The organism is Paludisphaera soli (assembly GCF_011064595.1).
In the GTDB taxonomy this organism is placed as follows: Bacteria; Planctomycetota; Planctomycetia; order Isosphaerales; family Isosphaeraceae; genus Paludisphaera; species Paludisphaera soli.
Genome location: NZ_JAALJI010000008.1, coordinates 215740 through 239525, shown reverse-complemented (window position 1 = coordinate 239525; position 23786 = coordinate 215740). Strand labels below are relative to the sequence as shown.

The window sequence follows — 23786 nt, the reverse complement described above, 5'->3', positions numbered from 1 at the left end:
TATCAGGAGAGGTTCGGGAAACCGCGGCGCGGCCCGCGACCCGCGTCACTCGCGACCGGCCGCTTCGAGGCCGTCGAGGATCGCATCCGGCACGAGCAGGACGCTCCCGTGGCGGAAGTCGGCCGGGAAGCGGACGCGGTCGGACTCGTCGTCCCAGTGAACCAGGTCGGTCGAGGTGACGAGGCCGTAGCGGTGGTCGACGTAGCGGTCGAAGTAGACGAACCAGCGCTCGCCCAGCTTGATCGCCGACGGGCCCTCCGCCCAGTAATCGCCGGTGATCGGCGGCGAAGGCGGGCCGAACGGGCCGGCGGGCGAGTCGGCGAAGGCCACGCGGAGGTTCTTGGCCGGGGGCGTGCGCGTCTCGTCCTTCAGGAAGAGCGCGTAGCGGCCGCCGTCGCGGGCGAGGGTGGCGTCGATGGAATTGAAGCCGGGGTCGTAGAGGAGCCTCGCCGGCGTGAAGGTCTTGAAGTCCTTCGTCGCGGTCATGTAGGTGCGGTGGTCGTAGCCGTCGTCGCCGGCCGCTGCGGTCTTGGGGAACCGGCCAGGGATGGTCGAGGCCCAGAAGATCAGGAAGCGGTTCTCCGCCTCGTCGTGGAACAGCTCGGGGGCCCAGACGTTGCGGGCCGCGGGCTCGGCCCTCATAACCTCGATCGCGCGGGGCTCGGACCAGCGGAGCAGGTCCTTCGAGTGCGCGTAGCCGATCGCCGGGTGGGTCCAGCCGGTCGTCCAGACCAGGTGGAAGACGCCGTCGGGGCCCCGGACGAGGCTCGGGTCGCGGACCAGGCCGCCGCCGACCTGGGGCCGGAAGATCGGCCGATCGCCGTGAAGGGCCGTCCACGTGTAGCCGTCGCGGCTGGCGGCCAGGTGGAGGCCGTCCTCGCCGTTCCTCCGGAACGAGGTGAAGACCAGGGCGGAGCCCTGGGGGACGGCCGGGCCGTCGGCGAACGAGGACGACGAGGCGGCGACGACCGCAAGCAGCGCGGAGACGAGGCGGGCGAGGCGGTTCATGAAGGGGGGCCTTGGCTTCCCCCCGGCGCGCGAGCGTACCGCGCCCGTCCGTCGAGGGGGCCTGACGACGAATCCAGCCGCTCCACTCGATCAGGCCCGGGGCCGAAAAACAAGCCCGCCGCCGCGAACGCGAACGAGGCCGACGCCCCGGGCGGGGGGCGTCGGCCTCGTCGTGATCGCGTCGGCGGAGGCCGGGCGACGGGTTCAGTCGGCGGTCTTCACGGGCCGCCAGTTCAGGCCCTTGTCGTGAGCGGGGGCTTCGGGCCGGCGAGGAGCCCCGCGGGGGGAGACGTCCTCGTCGTTGATCCCGACCTCGTCGTCCTCGTAGGCCGGCGGCGGGAAGTGGTCGCTGTCGACGGCGGAGTCGAGATTCAGGTCGGTCGTCTCGGCGGTCGCGCCGTCCGGCAGCGAGGCCAGCTGGGGCGCGGGGGCGGCGTCGGCGGGCCGGGTGAGCGACCAGGCCTCGCGGCGGGTGCCCCCCTTGTTGCTGATGGGCTGGACCGCGGCCGAGCGGCGGTCGCCGGGCGAGAGCGACTCCAGGCCCAGGACGATCTCGGGCTCGGGGAGCGTCACGTCGCCGCGGCGGGGGGCCCGCTCGCGGTCGGGGGACTGGCCGCGGAGGGTGCCGTTGCGACGGCCGGACTGGCCCTGCGAGCCGCGGTCGGCCAGCAAGGTGTCGGAGCCGCCGAGGGTCGCCGGGGCGTAGAGCGCGGCGAGGCGGTTGCGGTCGAGAATCTTGTAGATCGACTCGGGGGCGGCGTAGAGGCCGCGGTCCCCCTGGGGCTCGGCGAAGTTGCAGACGCCGGCGACGTAGCCGTCGCTGGTGTAGAGCCCGCCGCCGGAGCGGCCCTGGAGCGGGGCGAACTTGCACTCGATCGCCAGGTGCTCGGGATTGCCGCGGAGCATCCGGGTCGGGGCCTTGGTGATCATCGTGCTCCAGGCGGTCGCGTCGTGGCCTTCGGAGCAGCCCACCGTGTACATCCCCATCTGCTCGGTCGGCTGCCAATGCGCCGGGACGACGCGCGAATAGGGCAGGCGCTTGCCGGGCCGGAACCGGATCAGGCCGACGTCGGTGGCGAAGTCGTAGTCCACGGCCTGGCCGGCGATGCCCATCTGGGTCGGGGTGAGCTGCCCCTTGCCCTTGAGCCGGCCGTCGAACAGGTCGATGGTGATCTTGTTCGGGAACTGGTCGGGCGGGATCGGCTTGCGGGCGTCCGTCTTGAAGATGTGGGCGCAGGTGAGGATCAGGGACTCCTCGGGGGTGCTGTAGATGATCGTGCCGGAGCCGAAGCCGATCGAGCCATTGCCGTGGACCTTGATCCGGACGCCGGTCTCCCAGGGCTTGGGGTTGACCGGCTTCTGGTTCGCCCGCTCGGCGAGCTCCTCCTCGGTGAGCGACCCGGCGTCCTCGTCGTCGGCCTCGGCGACCGGCGGCTCGGAGTCGGCCTCCTCGGATTCGTCGCCGCGATCCCCCTGGGCGGGGCGCTGGGCGGCGGACTTGTCGCGGGCGTCGAGGTAGAGCTGGGCGAGCTGCTTGGCGGGCTGGGCACCCGAGGAGCGGCCGAGTTCGCGGCCGCGATCGTCGACGACGATGAAGGTCGGGACGGCCTCGACCTCGTACTTCTGGGCCAGGTCCGGGGACTTGTCGATGTCGATCGACTTGACCGGATAGCCTTTATCGGCCAGGGCCTGGACGGCCGGGCGCATCTCTTTGCAGGGGCCGCACCAGTCGGCGTGAAAGTCGAGTAGGACCGGCTGGGATTCTCCCGCCGCGGCCTGGGCGACGCTGACGAGCAGGAGCAGCACAGGTGCGAGTTTCATGCCGAAAGGACTCCTTTCCCTCGGGGGCGTCGGTCCGCCCGTTCCGCCCTGGGGCGGCCCGGACGCGGGACCAGCTTCATGCCACGCGCCTCGACGGGGGTCGAGGTCGACGGAAGCGGCCGGGCCGACAGTCGCGAGGAGATTCGCCGCTTCGTCCGCCCCGCCCTCGCCCCCGTCGTCGGGGGCCGCCGGTCGGCGCGCACTCGCCACGCTCGCCCTGGGGGGCGTTCGGGCCGAAAGAAGGGGATGAGGTTCGAGGTGGAGAGCGATGTGCCGGGTTCGTCCCCCGGGCCTTCCTTGGGCGGCGGGCCTCGCGAAATGGGCCCCGCGGTCGACCCTCATGGCCGCCCGCGTCCCGCCTTTCGAGCGTTCCGGTTCGATCAAGGCCCCGTCCCATCCGAAGGAGGACGAAGCCGACGACCCGTCACGGCCGGCCGGCAGTCCCGCAGCGTTCGCGTCCTCCCTGATGCTCGACAGCCCGGGGCTTCCAGCCCTCAAGGCACGACGATCGGAGGGGATCGCGTTCACCGCGGTGAGCCCCTTTTACTAGAGGTGTCTCAGGAGTACCAGGTCATTTATCGGCGATTCCTCCGGCCGCCTTGAACCTTCCCGAGAATTCCCTGCGCCCGGCCCGACGGCCCCCCCGTTGCGGACCGACGGATTCGCGATCGTGCATGAACGCCGTGATGGCCCGGCCGGCCTCCGCGTTCGAAACGAACGCGGCCGGCCCGGGCGAGTTGCGCGCCCGGGCCGGCCGGTTGGTTCGAGGTCGTCTCGCGACGGACTTCGGTCAGTCCAGCTCTTCGATCGTGACGTCCTTGTAGCGGACCTCCATCGCCGGGCCGACGTGGACCTGGAGCGCGACGACGCCCTCGTCGGGGAACTCCTTGTCCTCGCGGTCGATGACCGTGACGCCGTTGAGGACGACGGTCAGCCGCTTGCCCTTGAAGGTGATGACGAAGTCGTTCCAGTCCTTCTCCTTGACGATCTTGGCGGCCTCGGCCTCCGGGTAGCGTTCGAGGATGCCGCGCCCGCGCTCCTCGTAAAGGAGGCCCCAGTAGCCGTCGGCCACGTCGGCCTGGGGGCCCGAGACCGCGCCGTCGGCCGCGCGCTTGCTGCGGACCTGGATGCCCGAGTTGCCGTTGCGGAGCTTGACCTTCGCCTTGAGCGTGAAGTCCTTGTAGGACTTCGGCGTGACCAGGAACTCGTTCTTCTTGAGGTCCCCGGCCGTGCGGCCGACGATCTGGCCGTCCTCGACGGTGAACAACGCCTTGTCGTCGGGGAGCACCCAGCCTTCCAGGTCCTTGCCGTTGAAGAGCGAGGTCGCCTGGGCCCGCGCCGGGGCCGCCGAGGCCTGGAGCACGAACGCCGCCGCGAGCAGGCCCGCGAGCCGGGCCGTCGTCATCTGGAACATGGTCGCTTTCCCCTGGGTGTGAAGAGGTGCGGCGGGAGGGCCGCGCCGTGCGGTCGATCGCGATCGATCGGCCGAGACGCGCCGATTGTCGGGGCGCGACGGCGCGGGGTCAATGGCCCGCCCGGCGCCCGGCTGGCGGGACGCGCCGGGCCCCTGTAGAATCGACCCTTTCACGCCCCGCCGCACGCGGCGGCCATCCGGAGCGGAGCGACAGGGATGACGTTCGAGGCGGACCTGCTGCGATTCGGCCCCCCGGCCTGCGAGACCGTCTCGCGCCGGGACGCGCTCGACTACTGCGCGCGGCTGACCGCCTCGCACTACGAGAACTTCAGCGTCGTCACCCGGCTGACCCCTCGCGAGCACCGGCCGGCCTTCCGGTCGATCTACGCCTTCTGCCGATGGTCCGACGACCTGGCCGACGAGGTCGGCGACCCCGCCCGCTCGCTGGAACTGCTCGATTGGTGGCGCGGCGAGCTGGACGCGATGTTCGCCGGCGAGGCCCGCCACCCCGTCTTCATCGCCCTGCGCGAGACCGTCGAGCACTACGGCATCCCCCCTGGGCCGTTCCACGCCCTGATCGACGCCTTCGTCCAGGATCAGAGCGTCGTCGAGTACGAGACCTTCGATCAGCTTCGCGACTACTGCACCCGGTCGGCCGACCCGGTGGGAAGGCTGGTGCTGTACGTCGCCGGCGCGTTCGACGAGGAGAACGCGGCGCTCTCCGACTTCACCTGCACGGCGCTGCAGCTCGCCAACTTCTGGCAGGACGTCTCGCGCGACCTGGACATCGGCCGGATCTATGTCCCGCGCGAGGACCGCGAGCGGTTCGGCGTCCGCGACGAGGACCTGCGGGCCCGCCGCTTCACGCCGGCCTTCGCCGAGATGCTGAAGTTCGAGGTCGATCGCACCCGCGAGCTGTTCGATCGCGGCCGGCCGCTGATCGCGCGCATCCCGGCCGAGTTCGCCGTGGACGTGGACCTGTTCTCGCGCGGGGGGCTGGCGATCCTGAAGCGGATCGAGGCCTGCGGCTACGACGTGCTGTCGGCCCGACCGTCGCTGAGCAAGGCGGCGAAGTTCGGGCTGCTGGCCCGCGCGGTGGTCGGCCTCGCCCGGGCCCGCCTGACCGGCGGCCGGAAGGGAGCCCGGCCCGGCGCCGCACCCCGGCCGCTCGCGGGCTCGCCGACCGGGGAGGCCTCCCGGTGACGACCGACGCCCGGCTCGCCGAGAGCTACAGCTTCTGCCACGAGGTCGCGCGCCGCGAGGCCCGCAACTTCTACCACGCCTTCCGGCTCCTGCCGCCGGACCGCCGCCGCGCCATGTGCGCGCTCTACGCCTTCATGCGCCGGTCCGACGACCTGGCCGACGATGATCGGCCGGGCGTGGACAGGGCCGAGGCTCTCATCGCGTGGCGCGCCGACCTGGCCGACGCGCTCGAAGGTCGGTCGTCGTCCTGGCCGGGGCTCCCCGCGCTGGCCGACGCCGTGCATCGGTTCGGCATCCCCCCCGCCCTGCTGCACGAGGTGATCGACGGCGTGGAGATGGACCTGGCGCCCCGGCGGTTCGTGGAGTTCGACGAGCTGGCGGACTACTGCCGGCACGTCGCCTCGGCCGTCGGGCTCTGCTGCATCCACATCTGGGGATACGACTCCGACGGCGGCCGCGCCGAGCGCCTGGCGGACCGCTGCGGCCTGGCGCTGCAGCTCACCAACATCCTCCGCGACGTCCGCGAGGACGCCGAGAACGGCCGCGTCTATTTCCCGCAGTGCGACCTCGACCGCTTCGGCGTCGAGGACCGCGACCTGCTGGCGGCGGAGACCGGCCCGGAGCTGCGCCGCCTGCTGGAGGAGTACGCCGTGCGGGCCTACTCCTGCTACGACGAGGCGGCCGGCCTGGTCCCGCTCGTCGACCCCGTCGGCCGCCCCGTGCTGTTGACGATCGTCGGCATCTATCGGGCGCTGCTCGACGAGATCGTCCGCCGGCGCTACGACGTGCTCGCGGGCCGGACGTCGGTCCCGCGCTGGCGGAAGGTCGCCATCGCCTTGCGGTCGCTCCCCTCGCGCTATCTCGGGCCGAGGCGCCGCGACGCGAAGTCCCCCCGCAAGCCCGATCTGGTCTCCTGAGCCGAAGCCGAGGTCTCCCGCGATGACGCGCACCACCCCCCCACCGCCCCGCGTGGTGATCGTCGGCGGCGGCCTCGCCGGCCTGGCGACGGCCGCGTCGCTCGTCGACCGCGGGCTCCGCGTCACCCTGCTGGAGAGCCGGCCGAGGCTGGGCGGCCGCGCCAGCTCGTTCACCGATCCGACGACCGGCGAGCTGGTCGACAACTGCCAGCACGTGAGCATGGTCTGCTGCACGAACCTCGCCGACTTCTGCCGAAAGGTCGGGATCGAGGGCCTCTTCCGCCGCGAGCCGGCGATCACGTTCTTCGCCCCCGACGGCCGCACGTCCACGCTCAAGGCCGGGCTCGGCCCCGCCCCGTTCCACCTGGGCGAGAGCTTCCTGCGCTCGAAGCACCTGCGATGGCGCGACAAGCTCAAGGTCGCCTACGGCCTCGCCCGCCTGGCCCTCGACCGCCGCGCCGGCGAGGACGGCGTCGAACCCTTCGCCGACTGGCTGTGGCGGCACGGCCAGGACGTGCGGACGATGAACCTGTTCTGGGGCCCGGTGCTGGTCTCGGCCCTCAACGAGCGCCTGGACCGCATGGACCCGGGCATGGCCCGCCAGGTGTTCGTCGACGGCTTCCTGATGAACCGCAGCGGGTTCCAGATGGAGGTCCCCTCGGCCCCGCTCGGCGAGCTGTACGGGGCCCGGTTGGAGACCTGGCTGCGCGACCGGGGCGTCGAGGTCCGCCTGACGACCGGCGTGCGGTCGATCGACCCCGAGCCGGAGGACCCGTCGGCGGTGGGCTCCGTGACCCTGCGCAACGGCGAGACGATCGAGGCCGACTTCGTCGTCGCCTCCGCCCCCTTCGACCGGATCGCCGGCCTGCTCGCCCCGTCGATCCGCGAGCGGCTGCCGGACCTGGACGCCCTGCGGAGTCTGGAATCCTCGCCGATCACCGGCGTCCACCTCTGGTTCGACCGGCCGGTCTGCCCGCTCGACCACGTCGTCGCCCCCGGCCGCTTCCTCCACTGGGTCTTCAACCACACGGCGCTGCAGGGCCGAGGCTCGGCGAACGGCGGCCAGTACTTGCAGGTGGTCATCAGCGCCTCGTACGACCTGCTCTGGATGACCAAGGACCAGATCCGCGACGCCGTGCTGGCCGACCTGGCCGAGATGTGGCCCGCCGCCTGCGAGGCCCTGCTGGAGCGGTCGTGGGTCGTCACCGAGCACGGCGCGACGTTCGCCGCCCGGCCCGGCGTCGCGACCCTCCGCCCGCCGCAGCGGACGCCGGTCGACGGCCTCTTCCTGGCCGGCGACTGGACCGACACCGGATGGCCCGCCACGATGGAGGGGGCCGTCCGCAGCGGCTACCTCGCGGCGCAGGGGGTGCTGGAAGACCTCGACCGCCCCGAGAAGCTCCTCCGCCCCGACCTCCCCCCCGACCGCCTCGCCCGCCGCCTCCTCTCCCGCCGAGAAAACCGCCGGGACGCCCGCTTCGAGCCCGACTTCGAGGAGACGGCCTACGAGCCGACCGGCGGATCCGAGACCTGAATCGGAAGCTTGCGGGATGACGGAGCCCCCCGACGGCGTGGCGGACTCCGGACGCCGATCAGCCGGACATGCTCTGGATCGTCTCGTCGCCCGGGAACGCCTCCTTGGCCAACCTCCTCAAGCCTTTCGCCTCGTGGGACTCGTCGTAGATGTACGATCGGCCTTGATGGACCAGACGGCGCCAGGCGTTGCGTACGAAAACCTTGATGGAATCGCACTCGTAGCAGACGACGAGCGTCAGCGATTCGTCCCCCTTCCACACGCGGTAGGTGACGCCGGGGTCTGGCAGGCAGTCGAAGGAGACGAAGTAGATCTCGCCGCGCAGCAGGAAGTCCGCCAGCCGCCCGGCGAAGTCCGCGCCCGCGTCGTTCCCCTTGGAGGTGATCGTGTATCCCTCGATCGCCCCGAGGTCGCTGCGGACGTCGGCGTGGCGTCCGAACCCGTAATCGAGGCCGGCCGTATCCGCGATGCGGAAGGCTTCGACCTTGGTGGCACCGCGAAGGATGGAGATCCCCCGGTCGCCGACCACCTGACCCAGCCGACGCGCGACGATCGACCGGCCCCGCTCGGATGCGAGATACGCTTCGGCCGCCGGGCGCCCCCCGGCGGACCAGAGCCGGCCCTGGGCCTCGGCGAACTCCTCGGGGGTGACTTCGGGAGTCGGGTCCCGCCAGCAGCCGACGGCCGAAACGGCGAGAAGCAAGACGCCCGCGATCTTTCCCATCGTCGGCCTCGATTCGCGGTTCAGGTCCGGGTCGGTTCGTCCTCGGGGCGGGGCCGGGGCCGTTCCGGCTCGGCGGGCTTCGGGGGCGGGAAGGCCTCGCGGAGCCAGGCGGCCGAGGCGGCGCGGCACCATTCGTCGAAGCCGCGGGCGAGGCACGGCTCCAGGATCGTGCGGGCGTCCTCGGGGCGGCCGTGGTTGAGGAGGAATCGGCCGACGTGGAAGCGGAGGGGGAGCCGGATCTCGGCCGGCGACTCGTCGAGCTGCGCCTGGACGGCCGCCAGGTCGAGCGGGGGGGCGCCGACGGCCGTGGACTTCAGCATGAGATCGAGCAGGGCCGCCGACGTCGGGGCCGTCGGCTTCACCTCCTCGATCACCTTGCGCATCAGGTCGTCGCGCTTGCCGGCCGCTCCCGTCTGATCGTAAAGGGAGATCAGGAGCGTCGCGATGCCGTCTTCGGGTGTCGTCTCATAGACGCGTTCGAGCGTCCGGATCGCCTCGTCCGGTTCGCCTTCGAGCCAGTGCAGGTACGCCCGGCCGACGGGGGGCGCGACCCCCGCGCGGACGGCGGCCCGGGCCAGGTCCGTCGCGCCGTCGAGATCCCCCTCGCCCGTCCGCTTGCAGAAGCGATACCAGACGTTCCAGGAGTCCGGGTAGCGCTCCGAGACGTTCCTCGCCCAGTCCTCGGCCGACTCCAGGTCGCCGAGCCGCTCGTCGACCTCCGAGGCGCAGAGCATCGCCCAGCCGGCCCAGGTCTGTGCGGCCTCGTCGGAATAAGGCTTGGCCTCCTTGGGGCGGTCCTGGGACAGGTAATAGTTCGCGATCCGGACCCGGACCTGCGCGTGGTCCAGCCCCGCGTCCTCGGTGTTTTCCAGGTAGGCTTCGAGGGCCGCGAGCCAACCCTCGCGGTCTCCCTCGCCCTCGTAGCTCTCCGCCAGCTTCTCGTAGGCGGTTCGGTCGGGGGACTGCTCGACGTAGCGGGCCAGCCACTCGCGCGCCTCGGCGAACCGCTTCAGGTCCAGGTACTGATAACCGAGGCCGCGCTGGAACGCGGCGGCGCCGCCGTCGGACTTCTTCCACTCCTCCAGCCTCGGCTGCGAGCGCTCCCAGTCGTGCCGCACCAGGATGTCCTTGGCGTACGGGTTGCGCGGGCTGACCCGCAGCAGGGCCTCGGCCGTGGGGACGAGGCCGCTGTTCACCCCCTCCGCGATCTGGGAGGAAAGGTCGCGGGCGGTCCGCGACGAGAAGACCTCGGCGGACTTGCGGAGGTCCCGGGGGTCGCGCTTGGAATCGCCCAAGATGACCTCGATCAGGTCGCTCTCGGTCAGCTCCAGGTCGACGATCGGGAAGGTCCTGGCGAACTCCGCGAACTTGCGGGCCTCCTCCTTGTCGCGCGTGATCGCCCCCAGGTAGGGGCGGAAGCGGTGGCCCTCCACCAGGGGCTTCACCTCGTCCCAGTAGTCTTCCACGGGGACGCCCCAGTTTCGGGCCATGAAGGTCAGCCGGCGCTGGACCTGGACGAAGCGGGCCTCGCGGGCGAGCTGCGCGAGGACGCCCCACGAAGGCTCGTCGGGGTCGACGGACGCGCTTCCCGCCTCGTCGAGGGCGTCGGTCAGGGCCAGGTCGTCGGCGTCGCGTTCGAGGGCCTTGCGGACGGTTTCCGGCAGGTCGTCCGCGTCCGCCAGCTTGGTCCGGAAGAGGGCGCGGAACGCCTGCGGGGCGATGTCGGTGGCCCGGTGCTTGTCGTTGAGGCCGCCGTTGTTGCTCAGCACGTCGAACGCCCGGCCGCAGTCCGGGTCGAGCTGCAACACGGCCTCGGCCGACTTGGCGGCCAGCCGCGTGTACGCCGGGAACTCGAAGTTGACCATCTTCAACAGCGCCGCCAGGCGGTCGTGCGGCGGCTTCGCGGCCTCCAGGCGGGCCCGGTCGTAATTCAGGTGGGCGTCGATCACCTCGACCCAGCCCGGGACGGGGGCGGGCCGCCCGGCCTTCGCGTCCAGGGACTTCGCGGCCTCCAGGTCCTTCATGGCGGCGGCGTGCAGGCCGACGAGCGCGCGGGCGAAGGCCCGGTGGCGGAGCGCGAACGACGAATCGGGATCACGGGCGACGAGCCGCTCGGCGTAGAGCAAGGCCCGGGCCTGGAAGGCGCGGTGGACCGGGCTCCAGTGGTGGGCGGTCAGCGCGGCGAGCTGCGCGTAGGCGCGTGCGAGCAGTCCCAGCCGCTCGGGCGATTCGCCCTCGGCGCGGATCGCCCGGTGCAGGGCGCGTACGGCCTCGAAGTGGTCGACGAGCCCCAGGGTGGCCAGCCGCTCCTCGACCCCTCCCGGTGCGGGCCCTTCGGCGGCGATTCGGTTCGGCTCGCCCCGGCCGCCGTGCTGGTCGAGCAGCTTCGGGAACTCGGCCCGGGTCATCCCTTCCAGGGTCGAGGCGAGGTGGGTCGGGAAGTCGTCCGATTCGGGGTCGCCGCCGAGGGCCTTGGCGAGCACGGGCTCGATCAGCCCTTCGGCCCGCTTCCCGTCCGGGATCCGGGCGAGCAGCCGGTTCAGGGACCGGCTGAAGACGGTTGTGATTTTCAGGGGCCTCGCCTCGCCGGCGGGCGGGGCCGCGCCGTCGAGCAGCTCGTCGCGCGTCGTCAACCCGCGCTCGTCGCGGGCGGCGAGGAGGACGGCCTGGCGGACCAGCTCTCGCTCCAGGATCCGCGGATTGGAGAAATGGACCGCGAGGGGGTCCCTTGGCCCGCCGGCCCGGCCGAGGAAGACCGTCGCCTTGCCGTTCGCCCCGGGGGCCTGGATGGTCAGCAGGCTGGGGACGTCGGCCTGGTTGCCGTAGGTGTCGACCCAACCCGGAGGACGCGGCTTCGATTCGGGCGGGGGGGGCGGCGGGGCCTGGAACATGGTCCAGTCGACCTGGCTCCAGACGTACGACCCCGCGCCGGCGATGACGGCGAGGGCGAGCATCGCGACCAGGGGGCCGCTCCTTCGGCCCGCCGGTCCGGGGGCGGGGCCAGGCGCGGGGGCCGGGGGCTCGCCAGGGCCCTCCGGGACCGGGGCGGGTTCTTCCGACGACGACATCGAGGCGACCTCCGGGACCGGCGACGGCCGCCTCGTCCGCCTGGGATGAAGGGGCGATCACAGCACGTTGCGACAGGTACGAGGATCTTAGTTTCCGGCCCGCCTCGTTGCAATCACCCGGTCTCGGAATCGACGCCGTCGAGCGCCGCGCGGAGCCTGGCGGCGGCGACGCGGGGGCGGTCGGCCCGGACGACGGCGGAGCTGACGGCGATCCGGGTCGCGCCGGCCTCCAGGACGCGGTCGACGTTGGCCTCGCCGACGCCGCCGATGGCGAACCAGGGGAGGTTCGTGGCCTCGACGGCGTCGCGGACGTAAGCCAGGCCGGCCAGCTCCGGCTCGGCGAAGTCCTTGGTCGCGCTGGGGAACACGGGGCCGACGCCGAGGTACCCCGCGCCGCCGAGGACGGCGGCGTCGAGCTGGGCGCGGTCGTGGGTCGAGACGCCGATGACGACGTTGGGGCCGACGATCCGCCGGGCGTCGCGCACGGCCACGTCTTCCTGCCCCAGGTGGACGGCGTCGGCCCCGGCCAGGCGCGCCAGGTCGGGGCGATCGTTCATGACGAACCGGGCCCTGGCCTGCGCGGTCAGGATGCGGACCTCGCGGGCTCGGGTCAGCAACTCACGGTCGGGGACGCCCTTCTCGCGGAGCTGGATCGCGTCGGCCCCGCCGGCCAGGGCCTCGCCGACGATCCAGGTCAGGTCGCCGAGCGTGGGGAGGCCGCCGACGAGGACCATGAGCCGGCAGTCCGCCAGCGAGCGGTAGGCGACGACCGCCGTCATCACGAGCTTTTCGAGCGTGTAGACGTCGTAGCGAAGGACCTCGAAGCGGCCGGCGAGCCAGACGTCGACCAGCTTGCCGTATTCCTCCAGCGAGCGGAGGGCCTCGCCGGTGCGCTTGAAGTTGGCGGCGAGCACGGCGCGGGGGTTCTCGCGGACCTGCTCGGAGTGGGTCATGATGTGGGTGCCGACGTCCTCGCGGGTGTCGCGGGCGGCGAGCAGCAGGTCGGGGTCGAAGCCTCGCAGGGCGTCGGCCAGGCGGTGGCGGGCCTCCTTGAGGCGGCGGGTCAGGCCGGGGTCGTCGAGGACGAATCGGGCGTAGTCCTCGACGACGCGGAGGCCCTCGCGGGCGCGGTTGGCGGAGGCGTCGAGGACGCGGGCCAGGTCGACCGTCCGGGTGGAGTCCGACAGGTCGAGGGGGGGCCCCTCCAGCGGCGGCAGGGGCTCGACGTCGACCTCGGCGCGGGTCAGCGCGTCGCGCAGGCCGTCGAGGTCCAGCCCGGCGCCGCGCAGGGGCTCCAGGGCCGAGGCCGCCTCGACCAGCAGGCCGGCCAGCAGGTGTTCGGTCCCCACCCCCGCCGACCAGCCCGAGGCCCTCGCGCGGGTGCGCGCCTCGCCGACCGCGGCGCGGACCGTCCGCGAGGGCTCCGGCGCCGGCGCGGCCGGGGCCGCGGCCGCCTCGTCGAGCAGGTCGTAGCCGTCGCCCTCGTCCGGGACGAGGCGGGGGACGCCCAGCGCCTCGCGCACGCCCTGGGGGTCGAGGCCGAACTCGGCGACCAGCTCCGCGGCCCGCGACTCGGGCTCGTCGACCAGGGCGGCGAGCAGGTCGTCGGGCCCCACGGTCTCGGCCCCTCGCGAACGCGCCCGCGCCCCGGCCCGCTCCATCGCCCGCCGGGCGCCGGGCGTCAACGTCTCATCCATCGCGACCTCGATCCTCTCCGGCCCGCCCCGGGACGCCCCGGCCCGGGGCCGAAAGGTTGAACTCTTGATCCACTTGTCTTGAAAAACCCATCGGGCGGCATGAAGATGAATGGTGATCGTCGCGTCGCGGCGACCGCCAAGGCCGATGACGCCGGCCCGCCCCCCGATCCGCCCCCATTGAGGACTCCCACCGTGCCCGGACGAATCCTGATCGCCTGTTCGATCTTTCCCGCCCTCGGCCTCATCCTGGCGAGCTTCGCGACCAACCCGGCCGCCCGGGCCGACGACAAGAAGCCGGCCTCGGTCCTCGACTTCCACGTCAAGGACATCGACGGCGGCGACGTGGCCCTCTCCAAGTACCAGGGCAAGGTCCTCCTCATCGTCAACACCGCCAGCCAGTGCGGCCTGACCCCGCAGTACAAGGGCCTGGAGGAAGTCTACAAGAAGTATAAGGACCAGGGCCTGGAAGTGCTCGGGTTCCCCGCCAACGAGTTCGGCGCCCAGGAGCCCGGCAGCGACGAGCAGATCAAGGAATTCTGCTCCACAAAGTACAACGTCACCTTCCCGATGTTCTCGAAGATCGTGGTCAAGGGCCAGGGCATCCACCCGCTGTACGCGTACCTGACCGGCGAGTCCACCAACCCCAGCTACGCCGGCCCGATCGGCTGGAACTTCGCCAAGTTCCTGGTCAACCGCAAGGGCGAGGTCGTCGCCCGCTTCGACCCCAGGACCACCCCGGAATCGCCCGAGGTCCAGGCCGCGCTGGAGAAGGCCCTGGCCGAGCAGTGAGCGGTCGCGGCCGGCCGATCGCCGCGAAGATCGGCCGGCGTGCGGCGTGCGGCGTGGGCCGGGGGGACGGATCTCCGGGCGAACGGCCGGCCGGGCGGGGCCCGTCGAGCTGAAACCTTGCGCCCGCGGCGGGGGTAATGCGATTCAGCCCGACCGTCCGACCCCCTCCCGTCCCTGAGTCAGGGAAGAAAGCCAGCCTCGATGGACCTCGCTGCATCGCCGGTGACGACCGGAACGACCCGCGCGGGCGAGGCCCGAGGGGCCCCGATCCTGGGGCTCTGGATCGGCCTCACGCTGGCCCTGCACCTGGCGATGTGGGCGACCGGCGGCCGGACCGCCGCGCTGGCGACGGCCGTCGAGGGGGGAGTGACGCGGATCGAGCGCGACGGCGCGGCCGCGCCGAGCGACGAGGTCGTGCGCAAGGCGGTGGAGCTGCAACGCGCCGCCCTCCCCTTCTGGGCCGTCGTCCGGCTGCTGGGGGATTTCCTGTTCGAGCCGGCGGCGCTGGCGATCCGAGCCGCCGCGGCCGCCGTGGGCTTCTGCGCGTGCGCGGCGCTCGCGGGGCGGCGCTGGAAGTTCGACCGCGCCTGGGCGGACTGCGCCCGGCTCCAGGGCTGGTGGGTGCTCGGCCTGGCGGTGCGGCTGGGCCTGGTGGCCTGGCTGCGTCGCAGCGAGGAGGACGTGGAGACGTCGATCGCCCTGTTCCTCCCGCCCGGGGCCTATCCGGCGGCGATCGGCCTGGCGGCGCGTCGGGTCGACTTCTTCGCGCTGCTGGGGTGGCTGGCGACCGCCCTGGCGGGGCGGCGACGCGGCGAGGCGAACCTGGCGACGGCCCTGGCCCTGTGCGGGAGCCTGGCGGCCGTCGAGGTCGCCGCGAGGGTGGGCGTCGGGCTGTTCCTGGGGTCGGCGATGAGGCTGGCGTTGAGCGCGCCCTGACGGGCGCGGGGGGCTGACGGATGTTGCGACTGGCGACGGTCCTGGGGGTCTGCATCCTGGCGGCGGGGCTCGCCGCGATGAACGCCGCGCGCGATCCGGGGGCCGTCCGGCTGGACTGGACCCTCGTGCGCACGCCCCCGCGCAAGGTCCTGGCCGAGCCGCTCGCGCGGGCGACGATCATCCGCACCGTCACGGCGTCGGGCGTGATCGAGTCGGTCGACCAGGCCGAGATCGCCAGCCAGATCATCGGCCGGGTGGTCGCCGTGAACTTCAAGGAGGGGGACCCCGTCAAGGCGGGCGACGTCCTCGTCGCGATCGACCCGACCGACGCCCAGGCGAAGCTCGACTCCGCCAACGCCCGGATCTCCCGCCTGGAGGCGGCCATCAACCAGGCCGACTCCGACCTCAAGAAGGCCCAGCGCGACGCCGACCTCTCCTCCAAGCTCGCCGGCCGCGGGTTCTCCACCCCGACCGAGCTGGCCGACTCGTTCACCCTGCTCGCCAAGGCCGAGGCCGCCCTGGCGATGTGCCGCAACGAGCTGACGGAATCCCAGGCGATGCGGCGGGCCGGCGAGGAGGAACTCCGCCGCACGACCATCCGGTCGCCGATCGACGGCGTGGTCTCGAACCTGGAGGTCGACGTCGGCGAGATCGTCATCGCCGGCACCACCAACCTGCCGGGCTCGGTGCTGATGAAGGTCTGCGACCTGGACCGGATGCGGGTGCGGGCCGACGTCGACGAGACCGACGTGCCGCTCGTCCGCCGCGGCCAGGTCGCCCGCGTCTTCCTCCAGGCCGACCAGCTCCGCCCGCTCCCCGGCCGGATCGACCGCGTCTCCCCGCAGGGCAAGGTCAAGAAGGACGAGGTCGTCGGCTTCGAGACCCTCGTCGACCTGGACGTCCCGAAGCCCACCGGGTCCGAGTCCGACGGGCCCATGCTCCGGCCCGGCATGAGCGTGACGGTGGAGGTCGAGGTCCGCCAGAGCGACGACGCCCTCTCGGTCCCGGCCCAGGCCGTCGTCCACCGCCGCCGCAAGGAGCTGCCCGACTCGCCCCTCATCCGCGACTGGTCCGAACGCACCGCCCGGCAGCCGGGCGAGAAGGCCCGCGACGCCGAGCAGCGCTACCTCAAGGTCGTCTTCGTCCTCGACGGCGGCGTGGCCCGCGCCCAGCCGATCGAGACCGGCCTGAGCGACGAGCGCCGCGTGGAGGTTCGCGCCGGGCTCGACGAGGACGCCCGCGTGGTCGTCGGCCCCTTCCACGCGCTCGACGAGCTGAAGGACGGCGACGCCGTGCTCCCCGTCGACTCCCCGGCCGAGCTGGAGAAGGAGGGCTGACATCGACGACGCGGCGGTCATCCAGCTGCAAGCGGTCGCCAAGCTCTACCGCGTGGGCGAGGAGACCGTCCACGCGCTCCGGGGCGTCGACCTGGCGATCGGCTCGAACGAGCTGGTGGCCGTCATGGGGCCGTCGGGCTCGGGGAAGTCCACGTTGATGAACATCCTCGGATGCCTCGACGTCCCCACGAGCGGGACCTACCGGCTCGACGGCCGCGAGGTCGCCGCGCTCTCCCAGGCCGAGCTGGCCCAGGTCCGGGGCCGCCGCATCGGCTTCGTCTTCCAGACCTTCGAGCTGCTCGCGCGGCAGACGGCCCTGCGCAACGTGGAGCTGCCGATGATCTACTCCGGCGCTTCGGCCTCGCAGCGCCGGCGCCGCGCCGTCGAGGCGCTCGAGCGCGTCGGCCTGGGCGACCGGATGGGCCACCGGCCGAACCAGATGTCCGGCGGCCAGCGCCAGCGGGTGGCCATCGCCCGGGCGATCGTCCAGCGCCCCGCCCTGCTCCTCGCCGACGAGCCGACCGGCAACCTCGACACCCAGACCGGCGAGGAGATCCTCGACCTGTTCGCCGACCTCCACCGCGAGGGCCAAACCATCGTCGTCGTCACCCACGAGCCCGACGTCGCCGCCCGCTGCCGCCGGATCGTCCGCATCCGCGACGGCCTGGTCGAGTCCGACGAAGCCCGCACGCCGTGAGGCGAAGCGGAGCCCGCCCAGCCTCGGTGGACGCCGCGACGTCCGGTCTGGGACAATAGCCCCGTCCCCGCGCGAAAGGAGACCCCACGATGGCGACGGTCGAACAGAAGCCCGCCTTGATCACCGCCGAGGAGTTCGAGCGCCGACCCGACGCGGACGCCGTCGAGGAGCTGGTCCGAGGACGCATCGTCATGTCGCCTCTCCCGAATCGTCGCCACGGCTTCGTCTGCGCCCAGGTGGCCTACCTGCTGGGTCGGTTCTTAGAGGACCATCCGCTCGGTCGCGTGGTGGGCAACGATTCGGCGATCATCGTCGGTCGAAACCCCGATACCGTGCGCGGCGCGGACGCGGCCTATTACAGCTTCGAGCGGCTTCCCCGAGACGCCGACAACTCCCGCTACGGGCCGGAGATCCCCGAACTGGTCTTCGAGGTCCTCTCGCCGAGCGACCGCTGGAAGAACGCCATGGTGAAGGTCGGCGAGTACCTCGACGCCGGCGTGCTGTGCGTCGTCGTTCTCGACCCCGAGGAGAAGACCGCCCACGTCTTCGGGGCCGAGGCCGAGCCGACCAGGCTCGGGCCCGACGAAATCCTGCGGTTCGATGCGATCCTGCCGGGGTTCGAGGTGGTCGTCGGCCGCTTCTTCGACTGAAACAGGAGCTTCGCCCATGGCGACGGTGGAACAGGTCCCCGCCCTGATGACGGCCGAGGAGTTCGCACGACGGCCCGATTCGGGGGCGGTCGAAGAACTGGTGCGGGGACGGATCGTCATGTCGCCGATGCCGGGCGCGAGGCACGGGAAGGTCTGCAACACCTTCGGCCGGCTTCTGGGAAATTTCGTGGCCGATCAGGACGTCGGACATGTCCTGAACAACGACTCAGGCGTCATCACTCGGCGCGGCCCCGACACGGTCCGCGGGGCCGACGTCTCGTACTACAGCTACTCGCGGATGCCCCAGGGGGAGCCCCCCGCCGGCTACTGCCCGTCCCCGCCTGAACTGACGTGCGAGGTTCTCTCGCCCAGCGATCGCTGGAACGACGTGTTGGTGAAGGTGGGCGAGTATCTCGCCGTCGGCGTGGTCGTCGTCCTGATCCTGGATCCTCAGGCGCGGACGGCGACGGTATTCGAGGACGGGAAGCCGCCGGTCACCCTGAGGGGGGACGACGTGCTGCGGTTCGACGAGATACTGCCGGAGTTCGAGGTCGCGGTCGGTCGCCTGTTCGCGTGATCGAGGAGACGTTGATGCGGATCGCGCTGGCGAACATCGGGAACGCGTTCGAGCAGATCTGGGCGCACCGCCTGCGGTCGATGCTGACGGTGCTGGGGATCGTGATCGCGGTGACTTCCACGCTGACGGTCGTGGGGGTGGTGCAGGGCTTCACGCGGTACGTGTCCGAGTTCCTCCAGGGGCTGGGGACGAACGCGATGTGGGTCTGGCCCGAGCGCCCGGCGGGCGAGGCGGGGCGACGGCTGGGGCGGATCGCGATGGACGAGCGCGACCTGGCGGCGATCGAGCAGAACTGCCCCGCGCTGCGGCGGCTCTCGCCGTTGATCCGTTCGGAGACCGTGCTGGTGCAGGCCGGCCGCGACGAGTTTCGGGCCCCGCTGGAGGGGGTGTCGGCCGACTACCTGGCGATTCGCAATTACGAGGTGGCCTTGGGCCGGCCGTTCTCGATCGTCGACGTCGAGGAGCGCCGGGCCGTCTGCATGCTCGGCCGCGAGGTGGTCCGCAAGCTGGAGCTGGGGGACGACCCCGTGGGCCGGAACCTGCTGGTCGCCGGCCGGCGGTTCTCGGTCGTCGGCGTCCTGTCCGAGAAGGGGAGCTTCCTGGGCAACAGCCAGGACGAACTGGTTTTGATCCCCTACACCACGGCGCTGAAGATGTACCCGGCGCAGCTCCGGCGCATGGCGGCCACGGCGCAGGCGGTCTCGGAGGAGGCCGTGCCCGAGGCCCGCGCGCAGATCGTCAACCTGCTGCGGCGTCGGCACCGGCTGGACGCGTACCAGCCCAACGACTTCAAGGTCATGACCCAGGACGAGATCCTGGACGCGTTCAACAGCATGAGCCTGGTGGCGACGGCCGTGCTGGCGGGGATCGTCGGCGTGTCGCTCCTGGTCGGCGGCATCGGCGTGATGAACGTCATGCTGGTGAGCGTCACCGAGCGCACCCGCGAGATCGGCCTGCGGAAGGCCGTCGGCGCTCGGCGGCGCGACGTCATGCTCCAGTTCCTGACCGAGGCCGTCTCGCTCAGCCTCCTCGGCGGCTCGGCCGGCATCGCCCTCGGCTACGGCCTCTGCGCCCTGGCGAGCCTCCACCCCCAGATGGTCGACGTCGTCATCCCGCTCTGGGCCGTCGCCCTCGGCTTCGGCGTCTCCACCCTCACCGGCGTCGTCTTCGGACTCGTCCCGGCCGTCAAGGCGTCGCTCCTCAACCCGATCGACGCCCTGCGGCACGAGTGACGGGTGACCGGCCCTCTTCTCAACGGGCCGGCTTGCGGACCTGCGAGCGAAGCCCTTCGAGGTCCTCCTGCTCCTCGACCGCCCGCACGACGCGGAAGCCGACGAAGGGGGCGTCCCAAACCCACCAGATGCTGCCGTCGGGATCCATCTCGTTCCACTTCGGTTCCGAGCCCCGCCGGGCGGCGCTCCGGCATTTCGGCGCGTCATCGTCCCAGGAACCGCCCCGGGCGACGTGCGGGTAGAGGGCCGCCGTCGGTAAGAGGACGGGACCGACGGCGGGGCGGTCCTGAGGGAGCCCGGCATAGGCGTCGGCGGCGTAGCGGTCGAGGCACCACTCGGCGACGTTGCCGTGCATATCGAAGAGGCCCCATGGGTTGGGCTTCTTCTTGCCGACCGGCATGGGCTTCTCGGCGTTCCCGAAAAACCAGCTGTAGTCGTCGAGCTTCTTCGGGTCGTCGCCGAAGGAGTAGGCGGTCTCGGTCCCTGCGCGGCAGGCGTATTCCCACTCGGCCTCGGTGGGCAGCCGGTACGCCTTGCCGGTCTTCCTGGAAAGCCAGTAGCAGTATTCCATCGCCGCGTGATGGCTCATCAGGATCGCCGGCCGCCCCTTGCGGCCGTAGCCGAACGTCTCGTCGGGGTAAGGCGCCGTCGGATGCGTGACCGCGTCGGCGTCCTTCGCGAGGGCCTCGGCGTTCTTGCGGTTCGAGCCGATCACCTTGCGGAACTCGCCGTACTCGTCCCAGGTGACCTCCAACTTGCCCATCCAGAACGGGCGGATCTTCAACGGGCGGCGCGGGCCCTCGTGGTCGCGGCGGCCCGGCTCGCCGGGCGGACTGCCGATCGCGAAGGTCCCGCCGGGGATCGCGACCATCGGGAAGCGGACGTCCGAGCCGGGGATGGTCTCGGTGTAATCGGCGTGCGGCCGGGGGGCAGGTTCTTCGGCCCCGGCCGCGACGAGGCTCGTCGCCAGAGCAGCCAGGCCGCCCATCGTCCGCCGGATCGCCTGGAATCGGGTCATGGATGAGGCCTCGTCGAGAGGTCAGCGCCGCCGGGTCGCGGCGGCGGGAGGTTCGAGCGCGGGCGCGGGGTCGGGGAGTTCGTCGTCGTCGCCTTCGACGTGGTCCTCGGCGAGGCTCGGCTTGTCGTAGAGGCGGAGGTAGCGGTAGTAGACTTCCAGGCTGAGGGCGGCGAGGGCCGTGGTGTAGACGCGGCCGCCGCGGGCCCCGTAGACGCTGTCGTCGGGGTCCCAGCTCCCGGCTTGGTGGCCCGTCGGGCGCTGGAGGGCGACGAGGCGGTCGCGAATGCGGCCGTTCCACTCGGCCCAGGGGCGGCCGCCGTGCTGATACATGGCCAGGGTGGCGTAGTACCAATAGTAGACGTTCGTCTTGCCCTTGTCGGAGTCGTGCTTGAGGAGGAACGCGGCGGCCTCGGTGCTGGCGGGGCCGGGCCCGCCCAGGCCGAGGAACTGGCGGCAGGCCCAGGCCTCGGCGGTCATCGTGGGGGTGACGTCTTCCCACGGCTGGTACTTCGCCAGCCCCTTGGCGTCGCCGTCGGCCACCCGTTCGAGCCAGGTTGCGGCCCCCTTCTCCAGCGACGGCTGGTCCGCGATCGGCACGCCGATCTCGCTGGCCGACTTGAGCGCCATGACGACCCAGCCGAGGATGCTCGTGTCCCCCACCGACGCGCCGGGGGCGTAGCGCCACGAGAGGCCGTCGCGCGCCCGGGCCTTCGCCAGGAAGCCGAGGGCGCGCTCGGCGCCGGTGCGGAGCCGTTCGTCGAGCGAGAGGGCGTAGGCCTCGCACAGGGCGAGCGTGGCCATCGCGTGGCAGTACATGCCGACGGTGTTGCTGACGCCCCGCAGGTCGCCGTCGGGCTTCTGCTGGCGCAGGAGGAACCCGAGCCCGCGCGAGACCGTGGTCGCGTACTTGCCGTCCTCGTGGGTGTACCCCGCCCCCAGGAAGGTGAGCAGGGCGAGGGCCGTCAGGCCGGTGTCGGCCTCCCAGTAGGCGCACTCGCCGAAGCAGGCCTGGCCGGCGGGGCAGTGGACGGTGAAGTCGTCGTCGCCGGGGACGACCTCGCCGTCGGCGTAGCGGGCGGTGCCGCCGTCCCAGCGGCCGTCGGAGTCTTGGTGGCGGGAGAGCCAGTCCAGGGCCCGCTCGACCGCCTGCTCGCTGGCCGGGCTCGCCCCCGACCGCTCGGCCCGCGCGGAGCGGTCGGCGTCGAGCCGCGAACGGTAGATCCGCGGAACCTCGGTGATCGGCGTCCGGGGCGCGGAGAGGTCGGCCAGCGCCGGCTCGGGCCGAGGGGCGGGGACCGGCAGGGGCGTCGCCAGGGCCAGGGGCGGGAACGCGGGCTTCTCCGCCGGAGGCTCGACCCGGGGCGCGGATTCCGGGCGGGGGCGGGACTCGGGCCGAACCGAGCGGAGCCTCCCGCCGCTCGCCAGGGGGACGTTGCCCCGGGCGGGCTCGGCCGACTCGGCCTCGGGAGGGGGCTCGGGCCGGGGGACCTCGGGCGCGCTCAGCGTCTCGTCCCCCGCCGAGGCGACGGCCTCCGGGGGAGCGACGGCGGGGAGCGGGGCGGGCCCGGCGGGGGTCACCTCCTCGGTCGAGGGCGGTGCCGAGACCGGCAGCGCGGGGAGCGCGGGCGTGGCCTCGGCCGTCTCCAGGGGCGGCGGCTGCGACGGCTCGGGGATCGGCGCGCGGGCCGACTCGGGGTCGATCGCCGGCCTCGCCGCGTCGACCCGGCGGGCCGCCAGTGCGATCGGCTCGTCGAGCCGGTCGACCGGCGCGGGGCCGGCCGGCCGGGCCCCGTCGAGCGCGGCGAGGGCCCGGACGTCGTCCGAAGGGTCGGCGGAATCGGGATCGGCGACGGGCGAGACGCGGATCCTCCGGATGTGCCCCTCGCCGTCGTCCTCGGATTTCTGGGGGTTCAGGGCCCGCATGACGGCCGGCACGCTGCTGCCGCCGAGCAAGAGCGCCGCGTGGAGCGCGATCGAGAGCGCCAGGCACTTGCGGATCGCCTGCCGCGACCCCCAGCTCACCCAGACCAGGATCGCCAGCATCAGGCAGCCCAGGGCGACGAGCGCCCATCCGCCGAGATCGGCCTTGAGCAGGAGCAGGAACGATTCCAGGTCCAGTCCGGTCATCGCCTCACGCCTCGTCTCGCCTGGGGGCCGGGGCTCGCATCCCTACGACGTCGCCAGCATAACCGAACGCCCCGGATTCCGCACCCGACGCGACGCGCCGCCTCGGGCCTCAGGCCCCGATCGAGGGGTCTTCGCGGAGGCGACGCGGGGCCGCCTCGCGGACCGGGACCGCCACGGTCGGCCGGCGGTCGACGAGGGGCTCTCCCAGGCGGATGTGCGGCGACGACGGATGCGACCCGAGCGTCGGCGCGGCGACGACGGTGGTCATGGCGACGGCGTCGATCGTCTCGGCGCCCAGCCGGTCCAGGGCCGCTCCCAGGCGTTCGACGCGGGTCGTCAGCAGGTCGTAGAGGACCATCGCGACCACCCCCACGCCCACGCCGAAGATCAGCGGGGCCAGCGCGTCGGCCAGGGCGGGCCAGCCGGGCGCGGCCTCGCCGGCCTCGCGCATCAGGCGGTCGGCGGTCAGCAGCGAGCCGAGCAGGCCGACGAGCGGGGCCAGGGCCGTGATCCGCCGCAGCGTGCCCACGTTGCGACGGAGCTGCTCCGACTCCCAGCGATGCGCGAGCCCCACGGCTCGCTCCAGGTCCACGGCCGGGCGTCCCCAGCGCCGGACGGCGGCCAGGGCCACGCGCGCGGCGGGGCTGGGGTTCATCTCGCAGTAGTCGAGCGCCTTGCCGCCGTCGAGCTTCCCCTCGTGGAGCCGGTCCAGGAACCGGGCGAGGAAGTCGTTCGGGATGACGGCGCGTCGTCGCAGGCGGAACAGCCGCTCCAGCGTCACGCAGACGCCCAGCACCACGCAGGCGCCGAGCCCGCCCCAGGCCATCCGCTCGCCGGCCGGCGTCCGCTCGTACCAAACGAGCACGTCGCCCGCCGCCCGCGCCAGCCGGCGCTGGACCTCGACCGAGAGGTCCGCCCGGGGCTCCCCGGCCCAGGCCGTCGCCGAGGTCAGCAACATGGCCCCCACGAACGCCGCCAAGGCCCGCCTGCTCCGATTCCCAGCGCTCATCAACGGGCTCCTTCCCAGGTCTTCCGCG

At 72.5% G+C, this 23786-nt stretch carries 19 protein-coding genes; 10 read left to right on the top strand and 9 right to left on the bottom strand.

Annotated elements, in window-relative coordinates; all coding sequences use genetic code 11:
- Window positions 1–45: 45 nt before the first annotated feature.
- The 3 genes from G6O68_RS13360 to G6O68_RS13350 form a co-directional block, all read right to left on the bottom strand.
- The gene (locus G6O68_RS13360; RefSeq protein WP_165248514.1) at window positions 46–1008 is read right to left on the bottom strand and encodes a glycoside hydrolase family 43 protein; all 963 of its coding nucleotides are present in this window, start codon (window positions 1006–1008) and stop codon (window positions 46–48) included.
- A gap of 204 nt (window positions 1009–1212) precedes the next feature.
- Entirely contained in the window at window positions 1213–2829 is a 1617-nt protein-coding gene (locus G6O68_RS13355) for a thioredoxin domain-containing protein (RefSeq protein WP_165248512.1), read from the bottom strand.
- Between the two features lie 790 nt (window positions 2830–3619).
- Complete coding sequence (locus G6O68_RS13350) at window positions 3620–4243, bottom strand: 3-keto-disaccharide hydrolase (protein ID WP_240911164.1); 624 nt, start codon at window positions 4241–4243, stop codon at window positions 3620–3622.
- A gap of 216 nt (window positions 4244–4459) precedes the next feature.
- On the opposite strand from G6O68_RS13350, the gene hpnC reads away from it, so the two are divergent.
- From hpnC to hpnE, 3 genes are read left to right on the top strand one after another with little or no spacing between them, the layout of a single operon-like run.
- Window positions 4460–5446, top strand: coding sequence for a squalene synthase HpnC (hpnC, locus tag G6O68_RS13345; RefSeq protein ID WP_165248510.1), 987 nt, complete (start codon window positions 4460–4462; stop codon window positions 5444–5446).
- Window positions 5443–6363, top strand: coding sequence for a phytoene/squalene synthase family protein (locus G6O68_RS13340; RefSeq protein ID WP_165248508.1), 921 nt, complete (start codon window positions 5443–5445; stop codon window positions 6361–6363). Before hpnC ends, G6O68_RS13340 begins: the two co-directional genes overlap by 4 nt.
- A 22-nt stretch (window positions 6364–6385) precedes the next feature.
- On the top strand, window positions 6386–7897 hold the full coding sequence (hpnE, locus tag G6O68_RS13335) for a hydroxysqualene dehydroxylase HpnE (RefSeq protein WP_165248506.1): 1512 nt from the start codon (window positions 6386–6388) through the stop codon (window positions 7895–7897).
- A 58-nt stretch (window positions 7898–7955) separates the two neighbouring features.
- Here hpnE and G6O68_RS13330 read toward each other — a convergent pair whose 3' ends face one another.
- From G6O68_RS13330 to G6O68_RS13320, 3 genes are all read right to left on the bottom strand, one after another.
- Window positions 7956–8621 carry a hypothetical protein gene (locus G6O68_RS13330; protein ID WP_165248504.1) on the bottom strand — a complete coding sequence of 222 codons (666 nt, stop codon included), beginning with the start codon at window positions 8619–8621 and terminating at the stop codon, window positions 7956–7958.
- A gap of 20 nt (window positions 8622–8641) precedes the next feature.
- Entirely contained in the window at window positions 8642–11689 is a 3048-nt protein-coding gene (locus tag G6O68_RS13325) for a hypothetical protein (RefSeq protein ID WP_165248502.1), read from the bottom strand.
- A gap of 113 nt (window positions 11690–11802) precedes the next feature.
- A complete protein-coding gene (locus tag G6O68_RS13320; protein WP_165248500.1) occupies window positions 11803–13386 on the bottom strand; it encodes a thiamine phosphate synthase in 1584 nt (527 codons plus the stop codon).
- 192 nt (window positions 13387–13578) lie between these two features.
- On the opposite strand from G6O68_RS13320, the gene G6O68_RS13315 reads away from it, so the two are divergent.
- From G6O68_RS13315 to G6O68_RS13285, 7 genes are all read left to right on the top strand, one after another.
- Entirely contained in the window at window positions 13579–14175 is a 597-nt protein-coding gene (locus G6O68_RS13315; RefSeq protein WP_390625369.1) for a glutathione peroxidase, read from the top strand.
- A 201-nt stretch (window positions 14176–14376) separates the two neighbouring features.
- A complete protein-coding gene (locus G6O68_RS13310) occupies window positions 14377–15111 on the top strand; it encodes a hypothetical protein (RefSeq protein WP_165248496.1) in 735 nt (244 codons plus the stop codon).
- A gap of 20 nt (window positions 15112–15131) precedes the next feature.
- Window positions 15132–16448 (top strand): efflux RND transporter periplasmic adaptor subunit, encoded by a 1317-nt coding sequence (locus tag G6O68_RS13305; RefSeq protein WP_165248494.1) that lies wholly within the window; start codon window positions 15132–15134, stop codon window positions 16446–16448.
- A gap of 52 nt (window positions 16449–16500) precedes the next feature.
- Window positions 16501–17145: an ABC transporter ATP-binding protein gene (locus G6O68_RS13300; RefSeq protein WP_315852132.1), complete on the top strand. Its 645-nt coding sequence runs from the start codon at window positions 16501–16503 to the stop codon at window positions 17143–17145.
- A gap of 89 nt (window positions 17146–17234) precedes the next feature.
- Window positions 17235–17795 (top strand): Uma2 family endonuclease, encoded by a 561-nt coding sequence (locus G6O68_RS13295; protein WP_165248492.1) that lies wholly within the window; start codon window positions 17235–17237, stop codon window positions 17793–17795.
- 16 nt (window positions 17796–17811) lie between these two features.
- On the top strand, window positions 17812–18372 hold the full coding sequence (locus tag G6O68_RS13290) for a Uma2 family endonuclease (protein WP_165248490.1): 561 nt from the start codon (window positions 17812–17814) through the stop codon (window positions 18370–18372).
- A gap of 14 nt (window positions 18373–18386) precedes the next feature.
- The gene (locus tag G6O68_RS13285; RefSeq protein ID WP_165248488.1) at window positions 18387–19604 is read left to right on the top strand and encodes an ABC transporter permease; all 1218 of its coding nucleotides are present in this window, start codon (window positions 18387–18389) and stop codon (window positions 19602–19604) included.
- A 19-nt stretch (window positions 19605–19623) separates the two neighbouring features.
- On the opposite strand, the gene G6O68_RS13280 is transcribed toward G6O68_RS13285, so the two are convergent.
- The 3 genes from G6O68_RS13280 to G6O68_RS13270 all read right to left on the bottom strand — a co-directional run bounded on the left by G6O68_RS13280 (window position 19624) and on the right by G6O68_RS13270 (window position 23758).
- Window positions 19624–20622 carry a formylglycine-generating enzyme family protein gene (locus G6O68_RS13280; RefSeq protein ID WP_165248486.1) on the bottom strand — a complete coding sequence of 333 codons (999 nt, stop codon included), beginning with the start codon at window positions 20620–20622 and terminating at the stop codon, window positions 19624–19626.
- 21 nt (window positions 20623–20643) lie between these two features.
- A complete protein-coding gene (locus tag G6O68_RS13275) occupies window positions 20644–22749 on the bottom strand; it encodes a hypothetical protein (RefSeq protein ID WP_165248484.1) in 2106 nt (701 codons plus the stop codon).
- A gap of 109 nt (window positions 22750–22858) precedes the next feature.
- Window positions 22859–23758 carry a MotA/TolQ/ExbB proton channel family protein gene (locus G6O68_RS13270; protein WP_165248482.1) on the bottom strand — a complete coding sequence of 300 codons (900 nt, stop codon included), beginning with the start codon at window positions 23756–23758 and terminating at the stop codon, window positions 22859–22861.
- Between the last annotated feature and the right edge of the window lie 28 nt (window positions 23759–23786).

What these genes read in the sequence shown, in the direction of transcription:
- G6O68_RS13320 (WP_165248500.1), bottom strand. Translation starts at nt 13,386, where the DNA reads ATGGATGAGACGTTGACGCCCGGCGCCCGGCGGGCGATGGAGCGGGCC.
- G6O68_RS13325 (WP_165248502.1), bottom strand. Translation starts at nt 11,689, where the DNA reads ATGTCGTCGTCGGAAGAACCCGCCCCGGTCCCGGAGGGCCCTGGCGAG.
- G6O68_RS13355 (WP_165248512.1), bottom strand. Translation starts at nt 2,829, where the DNA reads ATGAAACTCGCACCTGTGCTGCTCCTGCTCGTCAGCGTCGCCCAGGCC.
- G6O68_RS13270 (WP_165248482.1), bottom strand. Translation starts at nt 23,758, where the DNA reads ATGAGCGCTGGGAATCGGAGCAGGCGGGCCTTGGCGGCGTTCGTGGGG.
- G6O68_RS13330 (WP_165248504.1), bottom strand. Translation starts at nt 8,621, where the DNA reads ATGGGAAAGATCGCGGGCGTCTTGCTTCTCGCCGTTTCGGCCGTCGGC.
- G6O68_RS13290 (WP_165248490.1), top strand. Translation starts at nt 17,812, where the DNA reads ATGGCGACGGTGGAACAGGTCCCCGCCCTGATGACGGCCGAGGAGTTC.
- G6O68_RS13295 (WP_165248492.1), top strand. Translation starts at nt 17,235, where the DNA reads ATGGCGACGGTCGAACAGAAGCCCGCCTTGATCACCGCCGAGGAGTTC.
- G6O68_RS13280 (WP_165248486.1), bottom strand. Translation starts at nt 20,622, where the DNA reads ATGACCCGATTCCAGGCGATCCGGCGGACGATGGGCGGCCTGGCTGCT.
- G6O68_RS13360 (WP_165248514.1), bottom strand. Translation starts at nt 1,008, where the DNA reads ATGAACCGCCTCGCCCGCCTCGTCTCCGCGCTGCTTGCGGTCGTCGCC.
- hpnC (WP_165248510.1), top strand. Translation starts at nt 4,460, where the DNA reads ATGACGTTCGAGGCGGACCTGCTGCGATTCGGCCCCCCGGCCTGCGAG.
- G6O68_RS13350 (WP_240911164.1), bottom strand. Translation starts at nt 4,243, where the DNA reads ATGTTCCAGATGACGACGGCCCGGCTCGCGGGCCTGCTCGCGGCGGCG.
- hpnE (WP_165248506.1), top strand. Translation starts at nt 6,386, where the DNA reads ATGACGCGCACCACCCCCCCACCGCCCCGCGTGGTGATCGTCGGCGGC.
- G6O68_RS13285 (WP_165248488.1), top strand. Translation starts at nt 18,387, where the DNA reads ATGCGGATCGCGCTGGCGAACATCGGGAACGCGTTCGAGCAGATCTGG.
- G6O68_RS13310 (WP_165248496.1), top strand. Translation starts at nt 14,377, where the DNA reads ATGGACCTCGCTGCATCGCCGGTGACGACCGGAACGACCCGCGCGGGC.
- G6O68_RS13275 (WP_165248484.1), bottom strand. Translation starts at nt 22,749, where the DNA reads ATGACCGGACTGGACCTGGAATCGTTCCTGCTCCTGCTCAAGGCCGAT.
- G6O68_RS13305 (WP_165248494.1), top strand. Translation starts at nt 15,132, where the DNA reads ATGTTGCGACTGGCGACGGTCCTGGGGGTCTGCATCCTGGCGGCGGGG.